The 18,902-nt window shown below is 72.6% G+C and carries 16 protein-coding genes; 9 read left to right on the top strand and 7 right to left on the bottom strand.

The genetic code is table 11. From position 1 onward, the window contains the following. Positions 1-22: 22 nt before the first annotated feature. A complete protein-coding gene (locus ACFZCD_RS11045) occupies positions 23-574 on the top strand; it encodes a GNAT family N-acetyltransferase (protein ID WP_391829627.1) in 552 nt (183 codons plus the stop codon). A 160-nt stretch (positions 575-734) separates the two neighbouring features. Continuing rightward, positions 735-2,381, top strand: coding sequence for an AAA family ATPase (locus ACFZCD_RS11040; protein ID WP_391829514.1), 1,647 nt, complete (start codon positions 735-737; stop codon positions 2,379-2,381). A gap of 150 nt (positions 2,382-2,531) precedes the next feature. Here ACFZCD_RS11040 and ACFZCD_RS11035 read toward each other — a convergent pair whose 3' ends face one another. Continuing rightward, complete coding sequence (locus ACFZCD_RS11035; protein WP_391829513.1) at positions 2,532-6,410, bottom strand: helix-turn-helix domain-containing protein; 3,879 nt, start codon at positions 6,408-6,410, stop codon at positions 2,532-2,534. 366 nt (positions 6,411-6,776) lie between these two features. Between ACFZCD_RS11035 and ACFZCD_RS11030 the strand changes: the two genes are divergently transcribed. After that, positions 6,777-7,205 carry a VOC family protein gene (locus tag ACFZCD_RS11030; protein WP_391829512.1) on the top strand — a complete coding sequence of 143 codons (429 nt, stop codon included), beginning with the start codon at positions 6,777-6,779 and terminating at the stop codon, positions 7,203-7,205. Between the two features lie 154 nt (positions 7,206-7,359). Here ACFZCD_RS11030 and ACFZCD_RS11025 read toward each other — a convergent pair whose 3' ends face one another. From ACFZCD_RS11025 to ACFZCD_RS11010, 4 genes are all read right to left on the bottom strand, one after another. Continuing rightward, positions 7,360-8,412, bottom strand: coding sequence for an SMP-30/gluconolactonase/LRE family protein (locus ACFZCD_RS11025; protein WP_391829511.1), 1,053 nt, complete (start codon positions 8,410-8,412; stop codon positions 7,360-7,362). Further along, the gene (locus ACFZCD_RS11020) at positions 8,376-9,020 is read right to left on the bottom strand and encodes a diguanylate cyclase (protein WP_391829510.1); all 645 of its coding nucleotides are present in this window, start codon (positions 9,018-9,020) and stop codon (positions 8,376-8,378) included. Before ACFZCD_RS11020 ends, ACFZCD_RS11025 begins: the two co-directional genes overlap by 37 nt. A 55-nt stretch (positions 9,021-9,075) precedes the next feature. After that, a complete protein-coding gene (locus ACFZCD_RS11015) occupies positions 9,076-9,330 on the bottom strand; it encodes a hypothetical protein (protein WP_391829509.1) in 255 nt (84 codons plus the stop codon). Positions 9,331-9,517: 187 nt separating this feature from the next. Further along, positions 9,518-10,096: a TetR/AcrR family transcriptional regulator gene (locus ACFZCD_RS11010; RefSeq protein ID WP_391829508.1), complete on the bottom strand. Its 579-nt coding sequence runs from the start codon at positions 10,094-10,096 to the stop codon at positions 9,518-9,520. Between the two features lie 350 nt (positions 10,097-10,446). On the opposite strand from ACFZCD_RS11010, the gene ACFZCD_RS11005 reads away from it, so the two are divergent. The 5 genes from ACFZCD_RS11005 to ACFZCD_RS10985 all read left to right on the top strand — a co-directional run bounded on the left by ACFZCD_RS11005 (position 10,447) and on the right by ACFZCD_RS10985 (position 15,993). Continuing rightward, positions 10,447-11,088: a 2Fe-2S iron-sulfur cluster-binding protein gene (locus ACFZCD_RS11005; RefSeq protein ID WP_391829507.1), complete on the top strand. Its 642-nt coding sequence runs from the start codon at positions 10,447-10,449 to the stop codon at positions 11,086-11,088. After that, a complete protein-coding gene (locus ACFZCD_RS11000) occupies positions 11,085-12,077 on the top strand; it encodes an FAD binding domain-containing protein (RefSeq protein ID WP_391829506.1) in 993 nt (330 codons plus the stop codon). The genes ACFZCD_RS11005 and ACFZCD_RS11000 overlap by 4 nt, the downstream gene beginning before the upstream one ends. Beyond that, the gene (locus ACFZCD_RS10995; protein WP_391829505.1) at positions 12,074-14,305 is read left to right on the top strand and encodes a xanthine dehydrogenase family protein molybdopterin-binding subunit; all 2,232 of its coding nucleotides are present in this window, start codon (positions 12,074-12,076) and stop codon (positions 14,303-14,305) included. Before ACFZCD_RS11000 ends, ACFZCD_RS10995 begins: the two co-directional genes overlap by 4 nt. After that, positions 14,298-15,527, top strand: a complete 1,230-nt coding sequence (locus tag ACFZCD_RS10990; RefSeq protein ID WP_391829504.1) for an XdhC family protein — start codon at positions 14,298-14,300, stop codon at positions 15,525-15,527. Before ACFZCD_RS10995 ends, ACFZCD_RS10990 begins: the two co-directional genes overlap by 8 nt. Before the next feature lie 238 nt (positions 15,528-15,765). Beyond that, on the top strand, positions 15,766-15,993 hold the full coding sequence (locus ACFZCD_RS10985; RefSeq protein WP_391829503.1) for a hypothetical protein: 228 nt from the start codon (positions 15,766-15,768) through the stop codon (positions 15,991-15,993). A 137-nt stretch (positions 15,994-16,130) separates the two neighbouring features. On the opposite strand, the gene ACFZCD_RS10980 is transcribed toward ACFZCD_RS10985, so the two are convergent. After that, positions 16,131-17,117 carry a helix-turn-helix domain-containing protein gene (locus ACFZCD_RS10980; protein WP_391829502.1) on the bottom strand — a complete coding sequence of 329 codons (987 nt, stop codon included), beginning with the start codon at positions 17,115-17,117 and terminating at the stop codon, positions 16,131-16,133. Between the two features lie 103 nt (positions 17,118-17,220). Here ACFZCD_RS10980 and ACFZCD_RS10975 point away from each other — a divergent pair, with 103 nt between their 5' ends. Next, positions 17,221-18,255, top strand: coding sequence for a saccharopine dehydrogenase family protein (locus ACFZCD_RS10975; RefSeq protein ID WP_391829501.1), 1,035 nt, complete (start codon positions 17,221-17,223; stop codon positions 18,253-18,255). Between the two features lie 35 nt (positions 18,256-18,290). On the opposite strand, the gene ACFZCD_RS10970 is transcribed toward ACFZCD_RS10975, so the two are convergent. Next, entirely contained in the window at positions 18,291-18,839 is a 549-nt protein-coding gene (locus ACFZCD_RS10970) for a hypothetical protein (RefSeq protein WP_391829500.1), read from the bottom strand. Between the last annotated feature and the right edge of the window lie 63 nt (positions 18,840-18,902).

Raw genomic sequence — 18,902 nt, 5'->3', positions numbered from 1 at the left:
TTGTTGTGTGAATGGGGTCATCATGTTCTCCCTCCCGCTGCGGGACGACGCTCGCCTCCGACCGCTCGAGACGTGGCATGCCGAGGAGTTCGCCGCCCACATGGACCGGGCCCGCGAGCACATCCGGCCCTGGGTCGGCCGGTCCTTCGTCACCGACGACCTCGGCGGAGCGCGGGAAACCCTGCGCCGCTACGCCGAACGCCAGGCCCAGGACGGCACCCGCCTCTACGGCATCTGGCTCGGAGACACCCTGGTCGGCGGCGTCATGTTCACCGACTTCGCCACCGCCTTGGGCTCCTGCGAGATCGGCTGCTGGCTCGAACCGGCCGCCGAAGGCCACGGCCTGGTCACCAAGGCCTGCCGGGCCCTGCTCGACTGGGCCTTCACCGACCGGGGTTTGCACCGCGCCGAATGGCACTGCCGCGCCGACAACGACCGGAGCTCCGCCGTGGCCAAGCGCCTCGGCATGACGCTCGAAGGCACGCGACGCGAGGCCTGGCCCTACGGCGGCGCCCGCCACGACAAGCAGATCTGGGGCATCCTCGCCTCCGAATGGCGAGCCGGTCACCGTTAGCCACTCCCCCGGCCGGCCACCTGCGGCATGGGCGTACGCCCCGGGCAGTACCATCGGCCCTCCGTAGATGATCACATCGGCTGCTCCTGGCCGCTTCCTGCTCCCTGCTTCCCTTCCGGGGCAGGGGGCGGGGCCGGGAAGCGGCCAGGAGGGCAGAACCGTGTCGGGTGGAACCACGTCCTGGCTGGCGGCGAGACGCGCGGAGCGGGCCTGGCTGGACGCCGTCGGCCTGCTCGGGAAGGGCGACACCGCCCGGGCGGCGGCGCGTTTCGCGGACGCGGTGCGCGAGGACCCGACCGCGGCCGATGCGTGGCTCGGCCTGCACGCGACGGGCGAGCGCCAGGAGGAGGCCCTGGCCGCCATGGACCGGCACGCGGCGAAGTTCGGGGCCCTGCGGGCCAAGCACCGGACATCCCTGGCGTCCCAGTTCCCCATCGGCCGCTTCGTCAGCCTCGCCCTGGAGACGGGCCAGGAACTGTGGCTGGCCACCGTGAGCGCTCGTCTGGACGCCGGCGCCCTCGACGAGGCGTGGCAGTCGCTGGCGGGTGCGGCGCTGGACTGCGACGAAATACGCTTCGTCGCCACGCGGCTCGCCCACCTCTCGGAGGACTGGGACTGGGTGCTGTCCGCCTCGACCGGCATCGGCGAACCGCTGCTCAGGGCCGAGGCACAGCTCTACGTCGCGCAGGCGCTCATCGCGCAGAAGGTGTGGCACGAGGCCCTCAACACCCTCGGCCGGCTCACGGAGGAGACCGACGCCGGCAGCCCCTTGGACGCCGAGCTGGCGTACTGGACCGGCGTGGCCCACGAGGGCCTGGGGGCGCAGGAGGAGGCCCTCAAGCACTACCAGTACGCCTTCCGGTACTCCCCCGCGCTGTACGACGTGGCGGAGCGGGCCCAGGTGGTCCGGGCCGGGTCCGGCTCGGCCGCCGTGGCGGCGGAGGAGCGCGCGGACCTGCTCGCCGAGGCGCGTGCCGAGCTCGACGGAATGATCGGCCTGGAGTCGGTCAAGCGCCAGGTCCACACCCTGATCGCCCAGCTGGAGATGGCCAAGCTCCGCGCGGAACAGGGCATCCCCACCCGTACGCGGCCGCAGCACTTCGTCTTCGCCGGCCCGCCCGGCACCGGGAAGACCACGGTGGCGCGCATCGTGGGCAAGGTCTTCGCGGGGCTCGGCCTGCTGGAGCGCGGTCACGTCGTCGAGACGCAGCGCGTCGACCTGGTGGGCGAGCACCTCGGGTCCACCGCGCTGAAGACGTCGGCGGTCATCGACTCCGCCCTGGACGGCGTGCTCTTCATCGATGAGGCGTACGCCCTGGTCAACGACGGTTACAACGGCGGTGACGCGTTCGGCAACGAGGCGCTGCAGGTGCTCCTGAAGCGCGCCGAGGACGACCGCGAGCGCCTGGTCGTGATCCTGGCCGGCTACCGGCGGGAGATGGAAACCCTCCTGGCGGCCAACCCCGGCCTGGCCTCGCGCTTCACCACGCACGTCGACTTCCCCTCGTACGCGCCGGAGGAGCTGCGGCAGATCGCCACCGTGCTGCTGGACGGCAACGGCGACGTGCTGTCCCCGGAGGGCGCGAGCGCGCTGGAGCAGAGCCTCGGCGCCGCAGCGGACAGGATCGACGCGCTCGGCAACGGACGGTTCATCCGCAACCTGTGCCAGAAGGCCGCCGCCCAGCGCGACCTGCGTCTCTCGGCATCCACGCGCAATGGCGAGCCGCTGACCCGGGAAGACCTCGTCACGGTGCACGCGCCGGACGTCTTCGCGGCCTTCGACGAACTCATGGCGAGCAGCCACTGAACAGCCCGGACCGAACGCGCCGGCCGGACCGGACTCCGGTCGGCGCGCCGAGCCCTGCGGTGTCCGGTCAGCTCAGGTGCCGGGCGAAGAACGCCAAGAGGAACTGCACGGGTACGGTAACCGCGCGGCGTCCTCGGCCGGGCCGTGCACTCATGGCCGGCACACGGGGCCGGACGGCTGGTCGCGCAGGTACGACGACCGTTCGCCGGCGGTGAAGTCCCGGTGGAGTGCCCGGCAGATCCTGGCGACGGCTTCGGCGGCACCGGGAAGGTCCACGTCCCAGAACTGCACGCCCGTGTCACCGCCGCTGGTGGCCAAGGTCTTTCCGTCAGGGCTGAACGCCAGCAGGTCCACTCGCCCGAGGTTGTCGGAGAGCACGGTGCGGGATTTCCCCGTGGCGACGTCCCAGAGCTGCACCGTCCTGTCGTCGCTGCTCGTGGCAATGGTCTTGCCGTCGGGGCTGAATGCCATCGCCAGCACGTTGCCGGACAGACCGGTGATGACGTTGCGGGCCTTCCCCGTGCGGGCGTCCCACAGCCCCACGGTGACGTCGTACGTGCCGGTGAAGAGGGACTCTTCGCCGCTGCTGGTGGCGAGTGTCCTCCCGTCCGGACTGAACGCCATCAGCACCGCCCGGGCGGTGTGGCCGGTGGTGATGGTGCGGGTGCTGCTGCCGGTGGCCACGTCCTGGACCCGTACCGTCCTGTCGGAGCCGCCGGGAAGGCTGCCGGTGACGACGGTCTTGCCGTCGGCGCTGAACACCACCGGTTCGCCGCGGGTGGGGGCGGCGCGGCGGGTGGAGGTGTTCCGTTCTGCGCCCGTGGCCACGTCCCAGGTGCGGACGGTCTTGTCCTGGCTTCCGGTGACCAGTGTCTTCCCGTCCGGGCTGAACGCCACCCTTCCCACCGCCGCAGGATGCTCGGGGAGGATTCTGCGGGTCTTGGCCGTGGCGATGTCCCAGATCCGGACGCTGCCGTCGTAGCCGCCCGTGGCGAGACTCCTGCCGTCGGAGCTGAACGCCATGGAAGCGACCAGCGCGGGCTGACCGGTGAGGGTGCGGCGGATTCTCCCCGTGGCCATGTCCCACACGCGCACGGTCCTGTCGTAGTTGCTGGTGGCCAGGGCTTTGCCGTCAGGGCTGAACGCGACCGCCTCCACGGGGCCGGTCCGCCCCGGGAGAGCACTACGGGCTTTTCCCGTGGTGATCTTCCAGATGCTTGCGGTCCCGTCGGAGCTGCCGGTGACGAGGGATCTGCCGTCGGGGCTGAACGCCACCGACTGCACCGGGTGGGTGTGGTCGGTGAAGGTGGTGCGGAGGGCACCCGTCGCCACGTCCCACAGCCTCACGGACTTCATGCTGCTCGTGGCGAGGGTCTTGCCGTCGGGGCTGAACGCAAGAGACCGTACCGGGGCGCCTTGCCCCGTGAAGGTGGTGCGGGCTTTTCCGGTGGTCGTGTCCCAGAGTTGGACGGTGCCGTCGTCGCTGCCGATGGCTAGAGATGTGCCGGCGGGGCCGAACGCCAGCGAGTGCACGTTGTTCCAGGGCTTTCCCCTGAGGCTGTGAAGGCTTCTTCCTGTGGTGACGTCCCAGATTTGGTTGATCCCGCTTTCGCCTCCGGTGGCGAAGGGTGTGCCGTCGGAAGTGAAGGTGACCCCGGCCACCTGGCTGTGGGCGGCGAAGGTGGTGCGGGGCGTGCCCGTTGCCACGTCCCACAGCCGGGCTGTTTCGTCGTTGCCGCCGGCGGTGGCGAGGGTGAGGCCGTCGGGGCTGAAGGCCACCGATTGCAGCGGACGGGTATGGCCCGTAAGAATGCCGCGGGTTTCCCCTGTGGCGACGTCCCAGAGCCGCACTATTCTGTCGTCGCTGCCGGTGGCGAGGATTTTGCCGTCGGGGCTGAACGCGACCGATCGCACCGGCGCGCTGTGGCCGGCCAGGGTGGTGCGGGACTTCCCGGTGGCGGAGTCCCAGATGCGTGCGGTGCCGTCGGAACCGCCGGTGGCGAGGGTCTTTCCGTCAGGGCTGAACGCCACGTCCGTCACCGCTCCGGAATGGCCGGTGAGGCGGTGGAGGAGAGGAAGGGCAGCGGCCCCGTAGAGGCTCGCGGTCGCTTCACCGGTGGGGCTGGTGCGGTGGGCCTGCACGGCCAGCAGCGAGGCCAGATCGGGATCGGAATCGAGGAGGGCTGCCGACTGGGCGGCCAGCTGCCGGGACTGCGCCTCGTGCTGAGCGGTGACGGCGGTCTGCCGCTGCCGGAAGGCCACTGCCGTGGCGATCAAGGCGAGGGCCAGCAGGATCGCGAGACCGGCGAGCAGTTGGCGCAGGCCTCTGCTGCGGCGTCGCTCTCTCTTCCGCTCTGCGGTCTCGTGGCCGGTGCTGGCGTCGAGGAACGCCTGCGCCCCGGGGCTGAGGGTGGCGCGGCGGGCGGGGTCGGCGGCCCATTCGCGGGCCGCGGCCAGGCGGGTGCCGCGGTAGAGCAGGCCTTTGTCGCGGCGCTCGTTCTCCCACGCCGCGGCCGTCTCGACGAGGAGCTGGCGCGTGCGCAGGCCGGCGCGGTCGTCGTCGATCCACTTCCGGAGGCGCGGCCAGGCGTGCAGCAGGATTTCGTGGGCCGGTTCCACGTGGTCGGCGTCGACGGTCAGCAGGCGGGCGCGGGTGAACACTTCGAGGACGGCTTCGGTCGTCTCCCGGTCGGGGTGACCTTCCAGCAGTTGCCTGCGGTGGGTGCGGTGACTGGTCTCCCCGTCCTCTCCGACGTGGACGAGCTGGAGGAGGAGGCGCCGGGCCGCTGCTTGCCGGGCGGTGGGCAGTGAGGTGTAGGCGCGTTCGGCGGTGGCGGCGACGGCCCCCGAAATGCCTCCGGTGAGGCGGTAGCCGGCCACGGTCAGCGTGGCGTTCTCGCGGTGCTGCCAGGTGCCGAGGAGAGCGTGCGAGAGCAGGGGAAGCGCTCCGGCCCGGGACACGCCTGCACTCGCAGCGTCGCCGGGCACGAGACCGATGTCCCGCAACAGGACTTCGACCAGCCCCGCCTCCACCTCCAGGCCGGCCTCGCGGGCAGGTGCCGTGATGGCTTCCCGCAATCGGGCGTCGTTCATCGGGCCCAGGGTGATGTGGCCGTGCTGAAGGGAGGACGCGAGTCCGGGGTAGGCCAGGCAGCGGTCGTAGAAGTCCGCACGGACACCGAGCACGACCAGGGCCGTCGGCAGTCCGGCCCCCGTGTCTCCTCGCCCTGCGGCCAGAGCGAGGAGCGCTTCCACGAAGGTGGCGCGTTCTTGTCCGTCCCGGCAGAGGGTGAAGAGTTCCTCGAACTGGTCCACGACGACCACGAGAGCCGCCGGACCGTTCGGACCGTTCGTCACCTCACGTACTGCTTCGGCGAATGCGGCGGGCCCTTCGCTGAACGCTTTCTCCAGCAGTCGGTGAGGCCCTCCGGTGGCCTTCGTGACCTGTGAGAGGAGCTCCTCGACGGGGTGCTCGCCGGGGGTGAGCAGTACTGCGGGCCAGTCGCACGAGCCGGTGACCGGCAGGACGCCGCGGGCCAGGGCGGGCAGCATGCCTGCCCGTAACAGAGAGGACTTGCCCGCACCGGAAGGGGCCATGACCAGGAGGGGGCCCGGTGCGGTGAGCCGTTCCGTCAGCTGGGCGACCACGGCGGCGGTTTCCGCTTCCCGGCCGAAGAACCACCGGGCGTCCTCCGCCCCGAACGGCGACAGCCCCTGGTACGGGCACACGCCGTCGTCCTGCGTCCGGGAGCTGCCCTGGTCCGCCGCCGGGGCCGGGACGAGGAGCTCGAGTGCGCCGCCGGTCTCCAGTGCCTGATCGCAAGCGCGGGCCAGCTCCAGGGTCAGCGGCTTCTCGCCGTTCTCGACCTTGCTCAGGTAGCCCTTGCTGTAGAACGCGAGCCGGGCCAGCCCGACCAGGGAGACGCCGCGTTCGAGGCGTAACCGGCGTAACTCCTCACCGGCTTGCTCCGGCCCCGGGGGCCGTGTCCCGGCGGCCCGGCCACCGGGTCCGTCGCCTCTGCCATTCACTGTCCGGCCCCTCCTCTGGTCGTCCGACCGGGGGTGCGCTCGCCTTGCGCCGGCGATCCCCGTCGACGGTGCACAACTCCCCCGAAGATCCTTTCAGGGAACGTACGGCCGTCTCAACGGCACTTCCGGCCGCGGACCGGGGGACAGGGGCGCAGGGAATGGCGTTGCTCCGCTCGGCAATGATCATTAAGATCGGCCGGGTGACTGCCGGGTCGGCCTTGGGCCATACACGAGTGGGGTTCCCGGCCTCGGCGTGAGCGCGAGGCGGGCCAGAGCCCCGCCCTTCTTCTCCGAATCTTCCTGCGTTGCGCCGCGTTCCGGCGCCCTTCCAGTGAATTCCAAGATCTCGGAGAAACCAGAACACCTATGCCGAACGAACAGCAGATCCCGCACGCGTCCGAACTGCCGGCGGCCTCCGTCCAGCTGAACCACACCGCCGTCTACGCCAGCGACCGGCACCTGTCGGCCGAGTTCATGGCCGCCGTCCTCGGGCTGAAGGTGGGGGCTCCCTTCGGGCCCTTCCTCCCCGTCGACCTCGGCAACGGCGTCACGCTCGACTACTACGAGAAGCGCGACGAGCCGATCCAGTCGCAGCACTACGCGTTCCTCGTGCCCGACGGGCAGTTCGACGCGATGATCGACCGCCTGGAGGCCCTCGGGGTCACCTACTACGCGGATCCCCGTCACACGGAACCGGGCCGGGTCAACAGCCTGTTCGGGGGCCGCGGCGCGTACTTCACGGACCCGGACGGCCACAACATGGAGATCATGACCCGCCCGTACGTCCGCCCGTAGCGGTACCGGTGCCCGGCGGCCGACCGAGTCCGCCCGATCAGGCCGCCGCCCGGGCCGCGGTCATCCAGGGCAGGCACCGGCACGGGGGCGTTTCCTCGTTCGGTGATTCGGTAGCAGGTCCGTGTCCGCTCCATGATTCCCTGTGCTGCTCTTTTCAGGACACCGTTTTCTCCCGGCCGTCCTCGGCCGGGACAGCGGACGGAAGTTCGCACAGGGCGATGCCCGCCTCCAGGAGGCTGCCGAGGATGAGGGTGCCTTCGTGCTCGTACGCGCTGGTGACCATCCGGTAGCCCGTGCCGCGACGTCGCAGGTCGTGGGTGACGCTGCCGCCGGCGTCGATGCCCATGACGCGGGCGACACGGCTCGGGGGCGGGCGCAGGCGGACCGCCGCGGCGGCTGCTCCCCGCCGTACCCGCGTGGGGGCGCGGTGGAGCCATTCGAGGGGCGCCATCCGGGGCGAGGCCAGGGCGGTCCAGATGGTCCCGGTGGCGCTGCGGGACAGGTTGTCGGGGAAGCCCGGCAGGTCGTCGATCAGGGTGTCGCGCGTCCCTGCCCGGGGGCCGGTGAGCCAGAGCCGGGTGAGGCGGTAGGCGCCGGTTTCGGCCACGGCGACGTAGGATTCGTCGGCCGCCAGGACGACTCCGTTCGCGAACTGCAGGTCGTCGAGCAGCACTTCGGGTTCGCCGCCCGGCACGAGCCGCAGGAGTCTGCCGGTGCCGGAGTGCTCGGTGATGTCGGCCTGCCACGCGTGCAGCCCGTACCGCAGGCTGGAGGCGGTGAAGTAGACGGTGCCGTCCGCGGCGGCGGCCGCGTTGCTGCAGAAGCGCAGCGGCGCGCCGGCCACCGAGTCCGCGAGCACCTCGACGCTGCCGGCGGCCTCCGGGGTGACGCGCAGCAGCCCCCGTTCCGCGTCGCAGACGAGCAGCCGGCCGTCGGGAAGTGCTTCCAGGCCCAGCGGCCTGCCGCCCGTCCGGGCGATCTCCTCCACCGTGGCGCCGCTGCGCGGGCCGGGCAGGGTGATCCGCCGTATCCGGCCGTCGCCGGTGCCGGTGAGCACCCGCCCGGCGGTGTCGACCACGACGTCCTCCGGCCCCGCTCCTCCGATGCGGAGCACGCGCAGGGGAGGCAGCGGGCGGGTAGGCGCGGCGCGGGTGGGAGCGGGGACGCGCCTCATGAGGCGGGAGCCGAGCGCCGGGCGCGCAGGCACCGGGACATCTCCTCGCCGTACGGCAGGAGCACCCCGGCGCAGATCACCGCTCCCAGGGCCGCGAGGTACTTCGCCGGCAGCGGGTTGTCCTTGGGCAGGAGCTTCCAGTCGCGGGGGCCGCGGCCGCCCCGCAGCAGCGCACGGGCCTCGTCGGCGTGCAGGCACGCGGTGAACGCCAGCGCCGACAGCGGCAGCACCTCGAGGAAGCTGTGGATGTGCTGTTCCAGGGGACGCACTTCGCGTTCCGCGGTGGCCAGACTCACGTCGTAGAGGGCCGTGGCGCCGTGGGCGACGGCGGCCCCTCCCATGACGGACAGGACGAGCGGGTTGATCTTGGCCAGGAGTCCCATGGCGACGGGGATGCCGGCCTCGGTCATCATCAGGGCGTGGACGGCCGACTCCTTTACGCCACTCGTGTGCTCGATGCGGGTCCTCTTGTGCATCCACCAGTCGGAGACCGCGGGCACCACCCACATCGGGAGCACCCCGTAGAGCAGGAAGCGCCGGTTGGTGTCCTCGACGGTGGTGGAGTGGAGGGGGACGGCGAGGTCGCTTCCGCGACGCCAGTGCCGCCAGGTGCGGACGAAGGAATTGCCGGGGAAAGCCATCAGAGCCTCCGGGGAGGACGGGGGCGGACAGGGGTACGCACGGCAATGGCGCCGGTCAGGTGTCGTCGGCGACGTCCTCCCGGGCGTTCTTCTGGGCATCCTCCTGGGCGTCTTCGCTGGGGGTGAGGGCGTCTCCTTGCTTGACGGTCGGCTGCCTTCCGTCGCCCTTCTCGCCGTGGCGGCGCCGGCGCGCTTCCGCCCGGCCGGTGCCGCCGGACTCGGCCGCCTCGAACTCTTTGACCACTTCGTCGAGGGCCGTGTCGGGGCGCCCGGCCGGGGCGCCACCGCCCTTCTGATGGGAACGGGTCATGTCACTCCCTGGCGGGTAGGTCGGTCGGTCCGCGCCCGCACGCTCATCCATACGGATGATGCGATCATCGGACCGCAGCTTGCTACACATCTACCCCGTCGTCCCCAACCATGCAGCCGGGGCGCAGATCGGCCGAACAACAGTGCCTGCGGGACGGATGCGAACCCGCGCCCCGCTGCCGACCCCGTCAGCCTCCCGGTGCTCCCGCTCGCAGGCCGTCCATGACGAGGTCCAGCAGCCGGGTCGCGCGCGGGTGCCAGTCCGAGTCGGGGTCGATCTGCCACAGGCCGGCGATGGCGAGGAGGAAGTCGTCCGGGCTCACCCCCGGGCGGATGGTGCCGGCGTTCTCGTTGGCGCGGAGCAGGAGGCCGGCCGCGGAGGTCACGGGAGCGTGTCCCGGTTTCGACGGTCCCCCGGGCCCGGAGGTGGCCATGCGGATCGCGTCGGCCAGGCCGGCCTTGGTCATGGCGAACCGGGCGAGGCGGTCCATCCACTCGCGCAGGGCCTGGGCCGGTTCCCGCGTCGCGAGCAACTGGGCGGCCGTGTCGGCGACCTGCTGCATCTCGTAGCGGTAGATCTCGAGGACGAGCGCCTCGCGATTGGGGAAGTTGCGGTAGAACGTGCCCTGTCCGACGCCCGCCTTCCTGGCGATCGTGCTCAGCGGGGCGTCCGGGCAGCGCGTCAGCTCGGCCACGGCCACGGCCAGGATGCGCTCGCGGTTCCGCTGCGCGTCCGACCGCAGAGCCGCTTCCTTCTTCTCCTGCACTCGCCCTCCCGGCGGCACGTGCCCGGACTTCGCCCTTGTTCAACCGGACACGTGTCCACTACGCTCCACGAGAGCGGACAGCTGTCCGCTTGTGCTCACCATAGCGGCAGTTGCGGCTCGGCCGGTCGCCACGGGGACGACCGGCACTGCGGGCTTCGCCGCCTGCAGTGTTCCCGGAGTTCCCGCACCTACGTCCCCACGCACGCTCGCACACGCACTTCCACACGCCTACGCCTACGCACAGCGCCACCTCGTGATCTTCCGAGTCATCTTCTGATTCATCTGCCTGCCGGTTCGTGCCTGCTCGCCCCTGCGACGCCACGCTCCGGATACGCGAAAGAAGGCTGATCATGGCCCCACCCCCCTCGCCGACGCACAGCGCCGTCACCTTGGACATCAACGGCGAGAAGCACACGCTGACCGTCGACCACCGCACCACCCTGCTCGACGCACTGCGCGAGCGCCTCGATCTGACCGGCACCAAGAAGGGCTGCGACCAGGGGCAATGCGGTGCCTGCACGGTCCTGCTCGACGGACGCCGGGCCGTTGCCTGCCTGCAGCTCGCGGTGGCGGCCGAGGGGCGTGCGGTGACCACCGTCGAAGGCCTCGCCGAAGGCGGGCAACTGCACCCGGTCCAGCAGGCGTTCCTCGACCTGGACGGCTACCAGTGCGGCTACTGCACGCCGGGGCAGATCTGTTCGGCGGTCGCGGTGATCGAGGAGCACGCGGCGGGCTGGCCGAGCGCCGTCACCGGCGACGTCCGGCCCGAAGCGGGTCCGCCCCCGCTCACCCCCGAGGAGATCCGCGAGCGGATGAGCGGCAACCTGTGCCGCTGCGGTGCCTACGTGTCGATCGTGCAGGCGGTCGCCCGCGCGGCCGCCGTCCGCACGGAGACGATCACGGACACCGTCCATACGGAGACGGTCCGGACGGGCCCCCTCCGGACAGGCGCCTTCCAGGCGGAGACCACGCGGACCCAGGGGGCGGCGTGAAGGAGTTCGGTTATCAGCGCGTGTCCGACGTACCCGGTGCCCTCGCCCTGCTCGGCGCGGATCCCGGGGCGCGCTTCCTCGGCGGCGGCACCAACCTCGTCGACCTGATGAAGGCCGGCGTCGAGCGCCCCTCCCGCCTCGTCGACGTGCGCGAACTGCCCCTGGACCGCATCGAGCCGGCGGCGGACGGAGGCCTGCGCATCGGCGCCACCGTCACCAACAGCGAGCTCGCCGCCCACCCCGAGGTCCGCCGCCGCTTCCCGGCGCTGACGCAGGCGGTGCTGGCCGGCGCCTCCGGGCAGCTGCGCAACATGGCCACGGTCGGCGGGAACCTGCTCCAGCGCACCCGCTGCGGCTACTTCACCGACGTGACGCGGCCGTGCAACAAGCGCGTCCCCGGCAGCGGTTGCCCCGCCGTCGAGGGCGAACACCGCAACCACGCGATCCTGGGCGCGTCCGGCCACTGCGTGGCGGTCCACCCCTCGGACATGGCCGTGGCGCTGACCGCATTCGACGCCGTCGTGGCGTACGAAACGGCCGACGGGCCGGGCCTGTTACCGCTCGCCGACTTCTACCTGCCCGTGGGCGACACCCCGCACCTGGAGACCGCCCTGCCGCAGGGAGCGCTGATCACCGGCGTCATCCTGCCGCCCGCGCCGGTCGCCGCCCGCTCCCGCTACCGCAAGGTGCGCGAGCGCGCCTCGTACGCGTTCGCGATCGGCTCGGTCGCCGCCGCGCTCGACGTCCGGGACGGTGTGGTGCGAGAGGCACGCCTGGCCTTCGGGGCGGTCGCGTCCCGGCCGTGGCGGGCCCGGGCGGCCGAACGCGTACTGACCGGGGCACACGCCGGCGCCGAGACGTTCGCCGCCGCCGCGGACGCCGAACTGGCCGCCGCCGAGCCGCTGCCGCACAACGGGTACAAGGTGACGCTGATGCGCAACCTCGTGGTGGCGGTGCTGACCGAACTCGCCGAGGAGGCAGCCCGATGACCACCGCTCCCGCAGCGCACAAGCCCTCCGCCGGCACCGCGCACACGCGCATAGAAGGCCGTGACAAGGTCACCGGAGCCGCCCGCTACGCCGGTGAGATCCCCTTCGCCGGGCTCGCCCACGGCTGGCTGGTGCTCTCCACCGTCGCCCGTGGCCGCATCCGCTCGGTGGAGACCGCCGGGGTCCTCGCGATGCCGGGGGTGCTCACCGTCCTCCATCACGGGAACGCCCCGCAGCTCAACACCGGCTACGTCGGCCTCCTGGGAGCCCCGGACCCGACCTGCGCCGTCTTCCAGCACGACCGGGTGCCGCACCTGGGGTGGCCCGTGGCGCTGGTCGTCGCCGAGACGTCCGAGCAGGCCAGGGAGGCGGCCGAAGCGCTCGTCGTGCACTACGAGGAGGAGCCGCACGACATCACCTTCACGGACGGGCGCCCGGACGCGTATGCCCTGGACGGTCACCTGCCGGGCGTGACCGGGAAGGGGGACCTGGAGTCCGCACTGGCGTCCTCCGCCGTCGTCGTGGACGCGGAGTACACCACTCCGGAGGAGTACCACCAGCCGATGGAGCCGCACGCGGCCACGGCCCGCTGGGACGGCGGCCGGCTCGACATCGTGGACTCCAACCAGGGCGCCACCTGGGTCGTCGGCGAGCTCGCCCAGCTGTTCTCGCTCGATCCGGCCTCGGTGCGCGTCCGGTCCGAGCACGTCGGCGGCGGCTTCGGGAGCAAGGGGGCCCGTGCGCACCAAGTGGCCGCCGTGATGGCCGCGACCGCCCTCCGGCGGCCGGTCCGGGTCGTCATGACGCGCCGGCAGATGTTCTCCCTCGCCGGCTACCGCAGCCCCACGATCCAGCGGCTCAGGCTCGGCGCCGACGCCGGCGGCCGGCTGCGCGCGCTGGAGCACCGCTGCCTGAGCATGACCTCCAGCGTGCACGAATTCGTCGAGCCGGGCGCGTCGGCGGCACGGGTGATGTACGACGCCGACGCCCACCACACGGCCAACCGGGTGGTACGGCTCGACGTGCCGACGCCGACGTGGATGCGCGCGCCCGGCGAGGCACCGGGCTCGTTCGCGCTGGAGGCGGCGCTCGACGAGCTGGCCGAGAAGTGCGGCATCGACCCGGTCGAGCTGCGCGTGCGCAATGAGCCCGCGCGGGGTCCGGTGTCCGGCCTGCCCTTCAGCAGCCGCAACCTGCTCGCCTGCTTCCGGGAGGGCGCCCGCCGGTTCGGCTGGGCGGACCGGGACCCCCGTCCCGGCCTGCGCCGCGAAGGCCGCTGGCTGCTCGGCACCGGCACGGCGGCGGCCTCGTTCCCGGTGGGGGCCCGGCCATCCACGGCAGCCGTGACGGCGGAGGCGGACGGCACGTTCACCGTGCGGATCTCCGCGGCCGACATCGGAACCGGGGCGCGGACCGCGCTCACCCTCGTGGCCGCCGACGCGCTCGAAGTCGGGCCGGAACGCGTCCGGGTGCGCATCGGGGACAGCGACTTCGGACCGGCGATGATCGCCGGAGGCTCGATGGGGACGCGCTCCTGGTCCTGGGCGATCACGGCCGCGGCCGGCGAGTTGCGCGAGCGGCTCGTCCCGGGCGCCGGCATCCCGCCGGAAGGGATCACGGTGCGGTCGGACACCACCGAGGCCGTCGGCGCCCTCGCGCAGAAGGAACGGCATTCCTTCGGCGCGCAGTTCGCCGAGGTCGCCGTGGACGTGGCCACCGGCGAGGTGCGCGTGCGGCGCATGCTCGGCATCTTCGCCGCGGGCCGGATCATCAACCCGCTCACCGCGCGCAACCAGTTCACCGGCGGAATGATCTGGGGCATCTCCATGGCCCTCCACGAAGAGGGGGTCCGGGACCGCGCCTCCGGCGGTCCTTACGGGGCCGACCTCGCGGGTTACCACGTCGCCACGCACGCCGACGTACCGCACATCGAGGCGGACTGGATCGACGATCCCGATCCGGACGACCCCGTCGGGATCAAGGGCATCGGCGAGATCGGCATCGTGGGCGCCGCGGCGGCCGTCGCCAACGCGGTCTGGCACGCGACGGGCGTACGCCACCGGAACCTGCCCATCCGGCCGGACCGCGTCATCCTGGCGGGAGCGGGAGCGGGAGCGGGAGCGGGAGCGGGAGCGGGGGCAGGAGCGGAGGCAACGCAGGCCGGTACGAAGGAACCGCACGCCGGCACAGGGGAACCCCACGCCGGCACGAAGGAACCGCATGCTTGACATCGCCGAGCAGTTGCACTGCTGGGCCGAGGAGGGCCGCGACTTCGCCGTCGCCACCGTCGTGGCCGTCAGCGGCAGCGCCCCGCGCGGCCCCGGCGCCGCCCTCGCCGTCGACAGTGAGGGCACGGTCATCGGTTCGGTCTCCGGGGGCTGTGTGGAAGGGGCGGTGTACGAGCTGTGCCGGCAGGCGCTGGCGGACGGCGAGACGGTCGTCGAGCGCTTCGGGTACAGCGACGAGGACGCCTTCGCCGTCGGCCTCACCTGCGGCGGAGTCATCGACATCATGGTCACGCCGGTCGCCGCGGACGCGCCTTGGCGGGCGGTGTTCCGGTCCGCGCTGTCGACCGCCGCCCGGGGCGGACCGGTGGCCGTCGCCCGGGTCGTCGGAGGCCCGGCCGGACTCCTCGGCCGGGTCCTGTCCGTGCGGCCCGAAGGCCCGTACGAAGGCGGCCTCGGCGGCCACGCCGGGCTCGACCGGACAGCTGCGGCCGAGGCCCGGGCCATGCTGGACGCCGGCCGCACGGGCACGGTCGGCCTCTCGGAGGACGGATCGCACTGCCCCCGTGACCTCACGCTGCTCGTGGAATCGAGCGTGCCACCGCCCCGGATGATCGTCTTCGGGGCGATCGACTTCACCGCGGCGCTCGTACGCGCGGGCAAGTTCCTCGGCTACGACGTGACCGTGTGCGACGCCCGCCCGGTCTTCGCCACGCGCGCCCGTTTTCCCGGGGCCGACGACGTCGTGGTCGACTGGCCGCACCGCTACCTGCGGCGCACCGCGGTCGACGGGCGCACGGTCCTGTGCGTGCTCACCCACGACGCCAAGTTCGACGTGCCCCTGTTGCAGGAGGCGCTGCGGATGCCGGTCGCGTTCGTCGGCGCGATGGGGTCGCGCCGCACGCACGCGGACCGCGTCCGGCGGCTGCGCGAAGCCGGCGTGACGGCCCGGGAGCTGGCCCGGCTGAGGTCCCCGATCGGCCTCGACCTCGGGGCCCGTACGCCGGAAGAGACCGCTCTGTCGATCGCAGCGGAGATCGTGGCGGCCCGCCGGGGAGGGACGGGCGTTCCGCTGACCGTCTCGGACGGGCCGATTCACCGCGGTGCGGCCGGCGGCTCGCTCCGCCTCCCCGAGGACGTCCGCACCGGCACGCCGAAGGCGCCCGCGCTGCCCCGGCCGCGCAGCCGCCCGGCGGGGGCGCGGTGCACGAACGTCCCCGGCTGAACTGCCGGCCGGTCGGCGGTCAGAGCCCGGGGCGGGCCCTGGATTCGTTCGAGGGCGCGCGAGCCGGGCTACGGAGTGAGGAGGCTTTGGCCACGGATGGGCACAGGCGGGCTCACGCAGCGTGGCTGCCCCATGGGGCGGATACCCCCATACGAGCGGCTCGTGAGCAAAGGTGTTTGCATCGAACACGTACGGCAAGGCGATAGGAGAACCCACCGCCGCTGCGGAAGGGGCCCCCGTGGTCGCCGTCGCTCTGCTCCTGCCCCCTTTGATGTTGTGCGCGGTGCTCGCGCTGGGCCGCTACGAGGAACGACTGCTCAGCGGACCCGAGGCCGACCGCCGCGCACAGCACCGGCGCGCCCTGCGTGCCGTCCCCGACCTCCCCAGTGAAGAGACGGCCCCGCAGGCGCGCCGGGCATCACCCGCCGGGCGGACGACGAGGGGCGGCGGCAGGCACGCCGCCTGAGCAAGGCCCGGCCGGGCAGTGGACCCGGGCAGTGAACCCTGCACTGCACCGGCCGGGCCGGTTTCCGGCGGGCGCCGCCGGATCCGCTGCCCGTCCCCCGCGAGGAGCCGTCGGCGCGCGGCTCCTCGCGCCCGGTCTCACCGCGTTCCCTTCACCGCACCCGTCTCGCCCTCCGGCTCGGGACGTGGCCGCGAGCGGAAGGTGCGGCGGTAGGTGTCCGGGGGGACGCCGACGGTCCGGTTGAAGTGCCGGCGCAGCGTCGTGGCGGTGCCGGTGCCCGTGGCCGCCGCGATGGCGTCGATGCTGTCGTCGGTCTTCTCCAGCAGTTCCTGGGCACGGCGGATCCGCTGGGTGAGCAGCCACTGGAGCGGGGTGGTGCCGGTGGTCGCCCTGAAGTGGCGGCCCAGGTGGCGCGAGCTCATCCGGGCCCGGCGCGCCATGTCCTCCACGGTCAGCGGCTGGTCGAGCCGTTCGATCACCCAGGGGAGCAGTGCGGAGAGCGGGTGGTCGTCCTGGGCGGGCATCGGGGTGGTGACGAACTGGGCCTGGCCGCCGGCCCGGTGCGGCGGCACGACCAGGCGGCGGGCGACGACGTTGGCGACCGACGAGCCGTGGTCGAGCCGGACGAGGTGCAGGCACAGGTCGAGCGCGGCGGCCTTGCCCGCGGAGGTGAGCACGCTGCCGTTGTCCACGTAGAGCACGTCCGGGTCGACCTCGACACGGGGGTAGCGGGCGGCCAGGTCGCCGGTGTGCGCCCAGTGCGTGGTGGCGCGTTTGCCGTCCAGCAGGCCGGCTGCGGCGAGCACGAAGGCGCCCGTGCAGAGGGAGGCCACGCGCGCGCCGGCCTCGTGGGCCGCCCGTACGGCGTCGACCAGGTCGGCGGGCGGGGCCACGTCGACGTCGGCCCAGCCGGGGACGATCACGGTCTCGGCGCGCCGGAGCCGGTCGAACCCGTGGTCGGGCTCCAGGCGGAACCGGCCGACCTGTACCGCGTCCGAACCGCAGACGGCCACGTCGTACCAGGGGCCTGCCACGCCGGCAGGGGCGGCGCCGAAGATCTCGTAGGCCACGGACAGTTCGAAGTGCAGCATCCCGTCGGTGACGGCCAGCGCGACAGTACCCATGTCCGGAATTGTACGCGTCATGTCGTTCCGGACACTCACAGGGAGGCGTCCGACCCCACCAGAATGGCCGTAGTCGATCAACCGGGCACGGGGGAGAGAAGTCATGACAACGGATCACAAGGTGGCGGTGTACGGAGCGTACGGGCACACCGGGCGGTTCGTGGTGGCCGAGCTGCGGGACCGGGGGTTCCTGCCGGTCCTCTCCGGCCGCGACGCCGGCAAGCTGCAGGCGCTGGCGGCGTCCTGTCCCGGGGCCGGCGCCCGTCCGGCGCCGGTCGGTGATCCGGCCTCGCTCGACCGCGCTCTGGCCGGTGCGGCGGCCGTGATCAACTGCGCCGGGCCGTTCGCCGCGACCGCCGCCCCGCTGATCGAGGCGGCGCTGCGGGCGGGGGTCCCGTACGTGGACGTGGCGGGCGAGATCGAGGCCAGTGCCGATACGTTCGCGGGGTTCTCGGACCGTGCCCGGGCTGCGGGAGCGGTGGTCGTCCCCGCGATGGCCTTCTACGGCGGTCTGGGCGACCTGCTGATCACGGCGGCGATGGGTGACTGGACGGCCGCCGACGAGGCGGAGATCGCGTACGCGCTGAGCAGCTGGCACCCGACCGCCGGCACCCGCGCGTCGAGCGAGGTCACCCGTCGGCGGCGCAACGGGCGGGGACGCGTCCGCTACAGCAACGGGCAGCTGGAGTATCGTCAGGACGCCGCGCCGGCCCTTCAGTGGTCGTTCCCCGAACCGGTGGGCCTCCGGGCCGTCATAGGGGAGTTCACGACGGCCGACGTCGTCACCGTCTCCAGCCACCTGTCCGTTCCCGAGGTGCGCACCCACATGACGGTGGAGGCCGCCAGGGAGGTGCTGGCCCCGGACACGCCTGCCCCCGCTGCCGCCGACGAGCAGGGGCGTTCCGCCCAGACCTTCCTCGTCGACGCCGTCGTGCGCCGCGGCGGCACCGAACGCCGTGCCGTGGCGAGGGGCCGGGACATCTACGCCGTCACCGCGCCGCTCGCGGTGGAAGCGGTCCACCGCATCCTCACGGGCCGGACGAGGACGGTCGGTGTCGTCTCCGCCGGGGCGGTCTTCGACGCGCCGGGCTTCCTCCGTGCGCTGTCCGCGCACATTTCCTTTGAGCTGGTCCGGTAGCGGCCCGGCCGGTGCCGGCCGGGCCGCCGCCCTGGTCAGGCCAGGTGCTTTCGCGCGGTGACGTAGCTGAACGGTTCGGAGACCCCGGCGCTGTGGTGGCCGGCGGCCGCCAGGGCCAGCGCCAGCCGCTTGCGCGGTTTGAGGTCCAGGCCCGTCGTGGCGTGCAGGGCGCCGAGGGCGATTTCGCCCCCGCACCCCACGGCCGCGTATCCGTCGGCGGGCTCGGCTATCTGGTAGTCGTCGTAGACGGCGAACAGGCGGCCGTGCACACCGACGAGGAACGTCCCGGCCTTCTCCTGCTCGGAGTCCTTGCTCGCCCAGCCGCCCTCCTTGAGGCACTTGCGCAGCTTGTCGACGAAGACGGTGGTCATGAACCGGTCCAGGTCGCCCTGGGGTTCGGGCGCCCTGAAGGCGTGGTGCAGCAGCTGCCCCATGCGGAAGCTGGTGGTGAAGCCCATGGCGTAGGGACCGTTGCGGAAGGTCTTCGGGTCCTGGCGGACGGTCAGTCTGAGGCCGGAGACACCGGCCGAGTCCCCGCCCAGGTGCACCCGCCCGCCGTGGACGAGCCCGACGATCACGGTCATGGCCTCTCCCCCTCCGCTGTGCCCACTTCTCGATACTGCGCCCGGGGAGGCGGGCGGAAACCG

The sequence above is a fragment of the Streptomyces sp. NPDC008001 genome (assembly GCF_042958085.1).
Classification (GTDB): domain Bacteria; phylum Actinomycetota; class Actinomycetes; order Streptomycetales; family Streptomycetaceae; genus Streptomyces.
The sequence above is the reverse complement of the archived record's forward strand: the minus strand, read 5'-3'. Positions and strand labels throughout refer to the sequence as shown.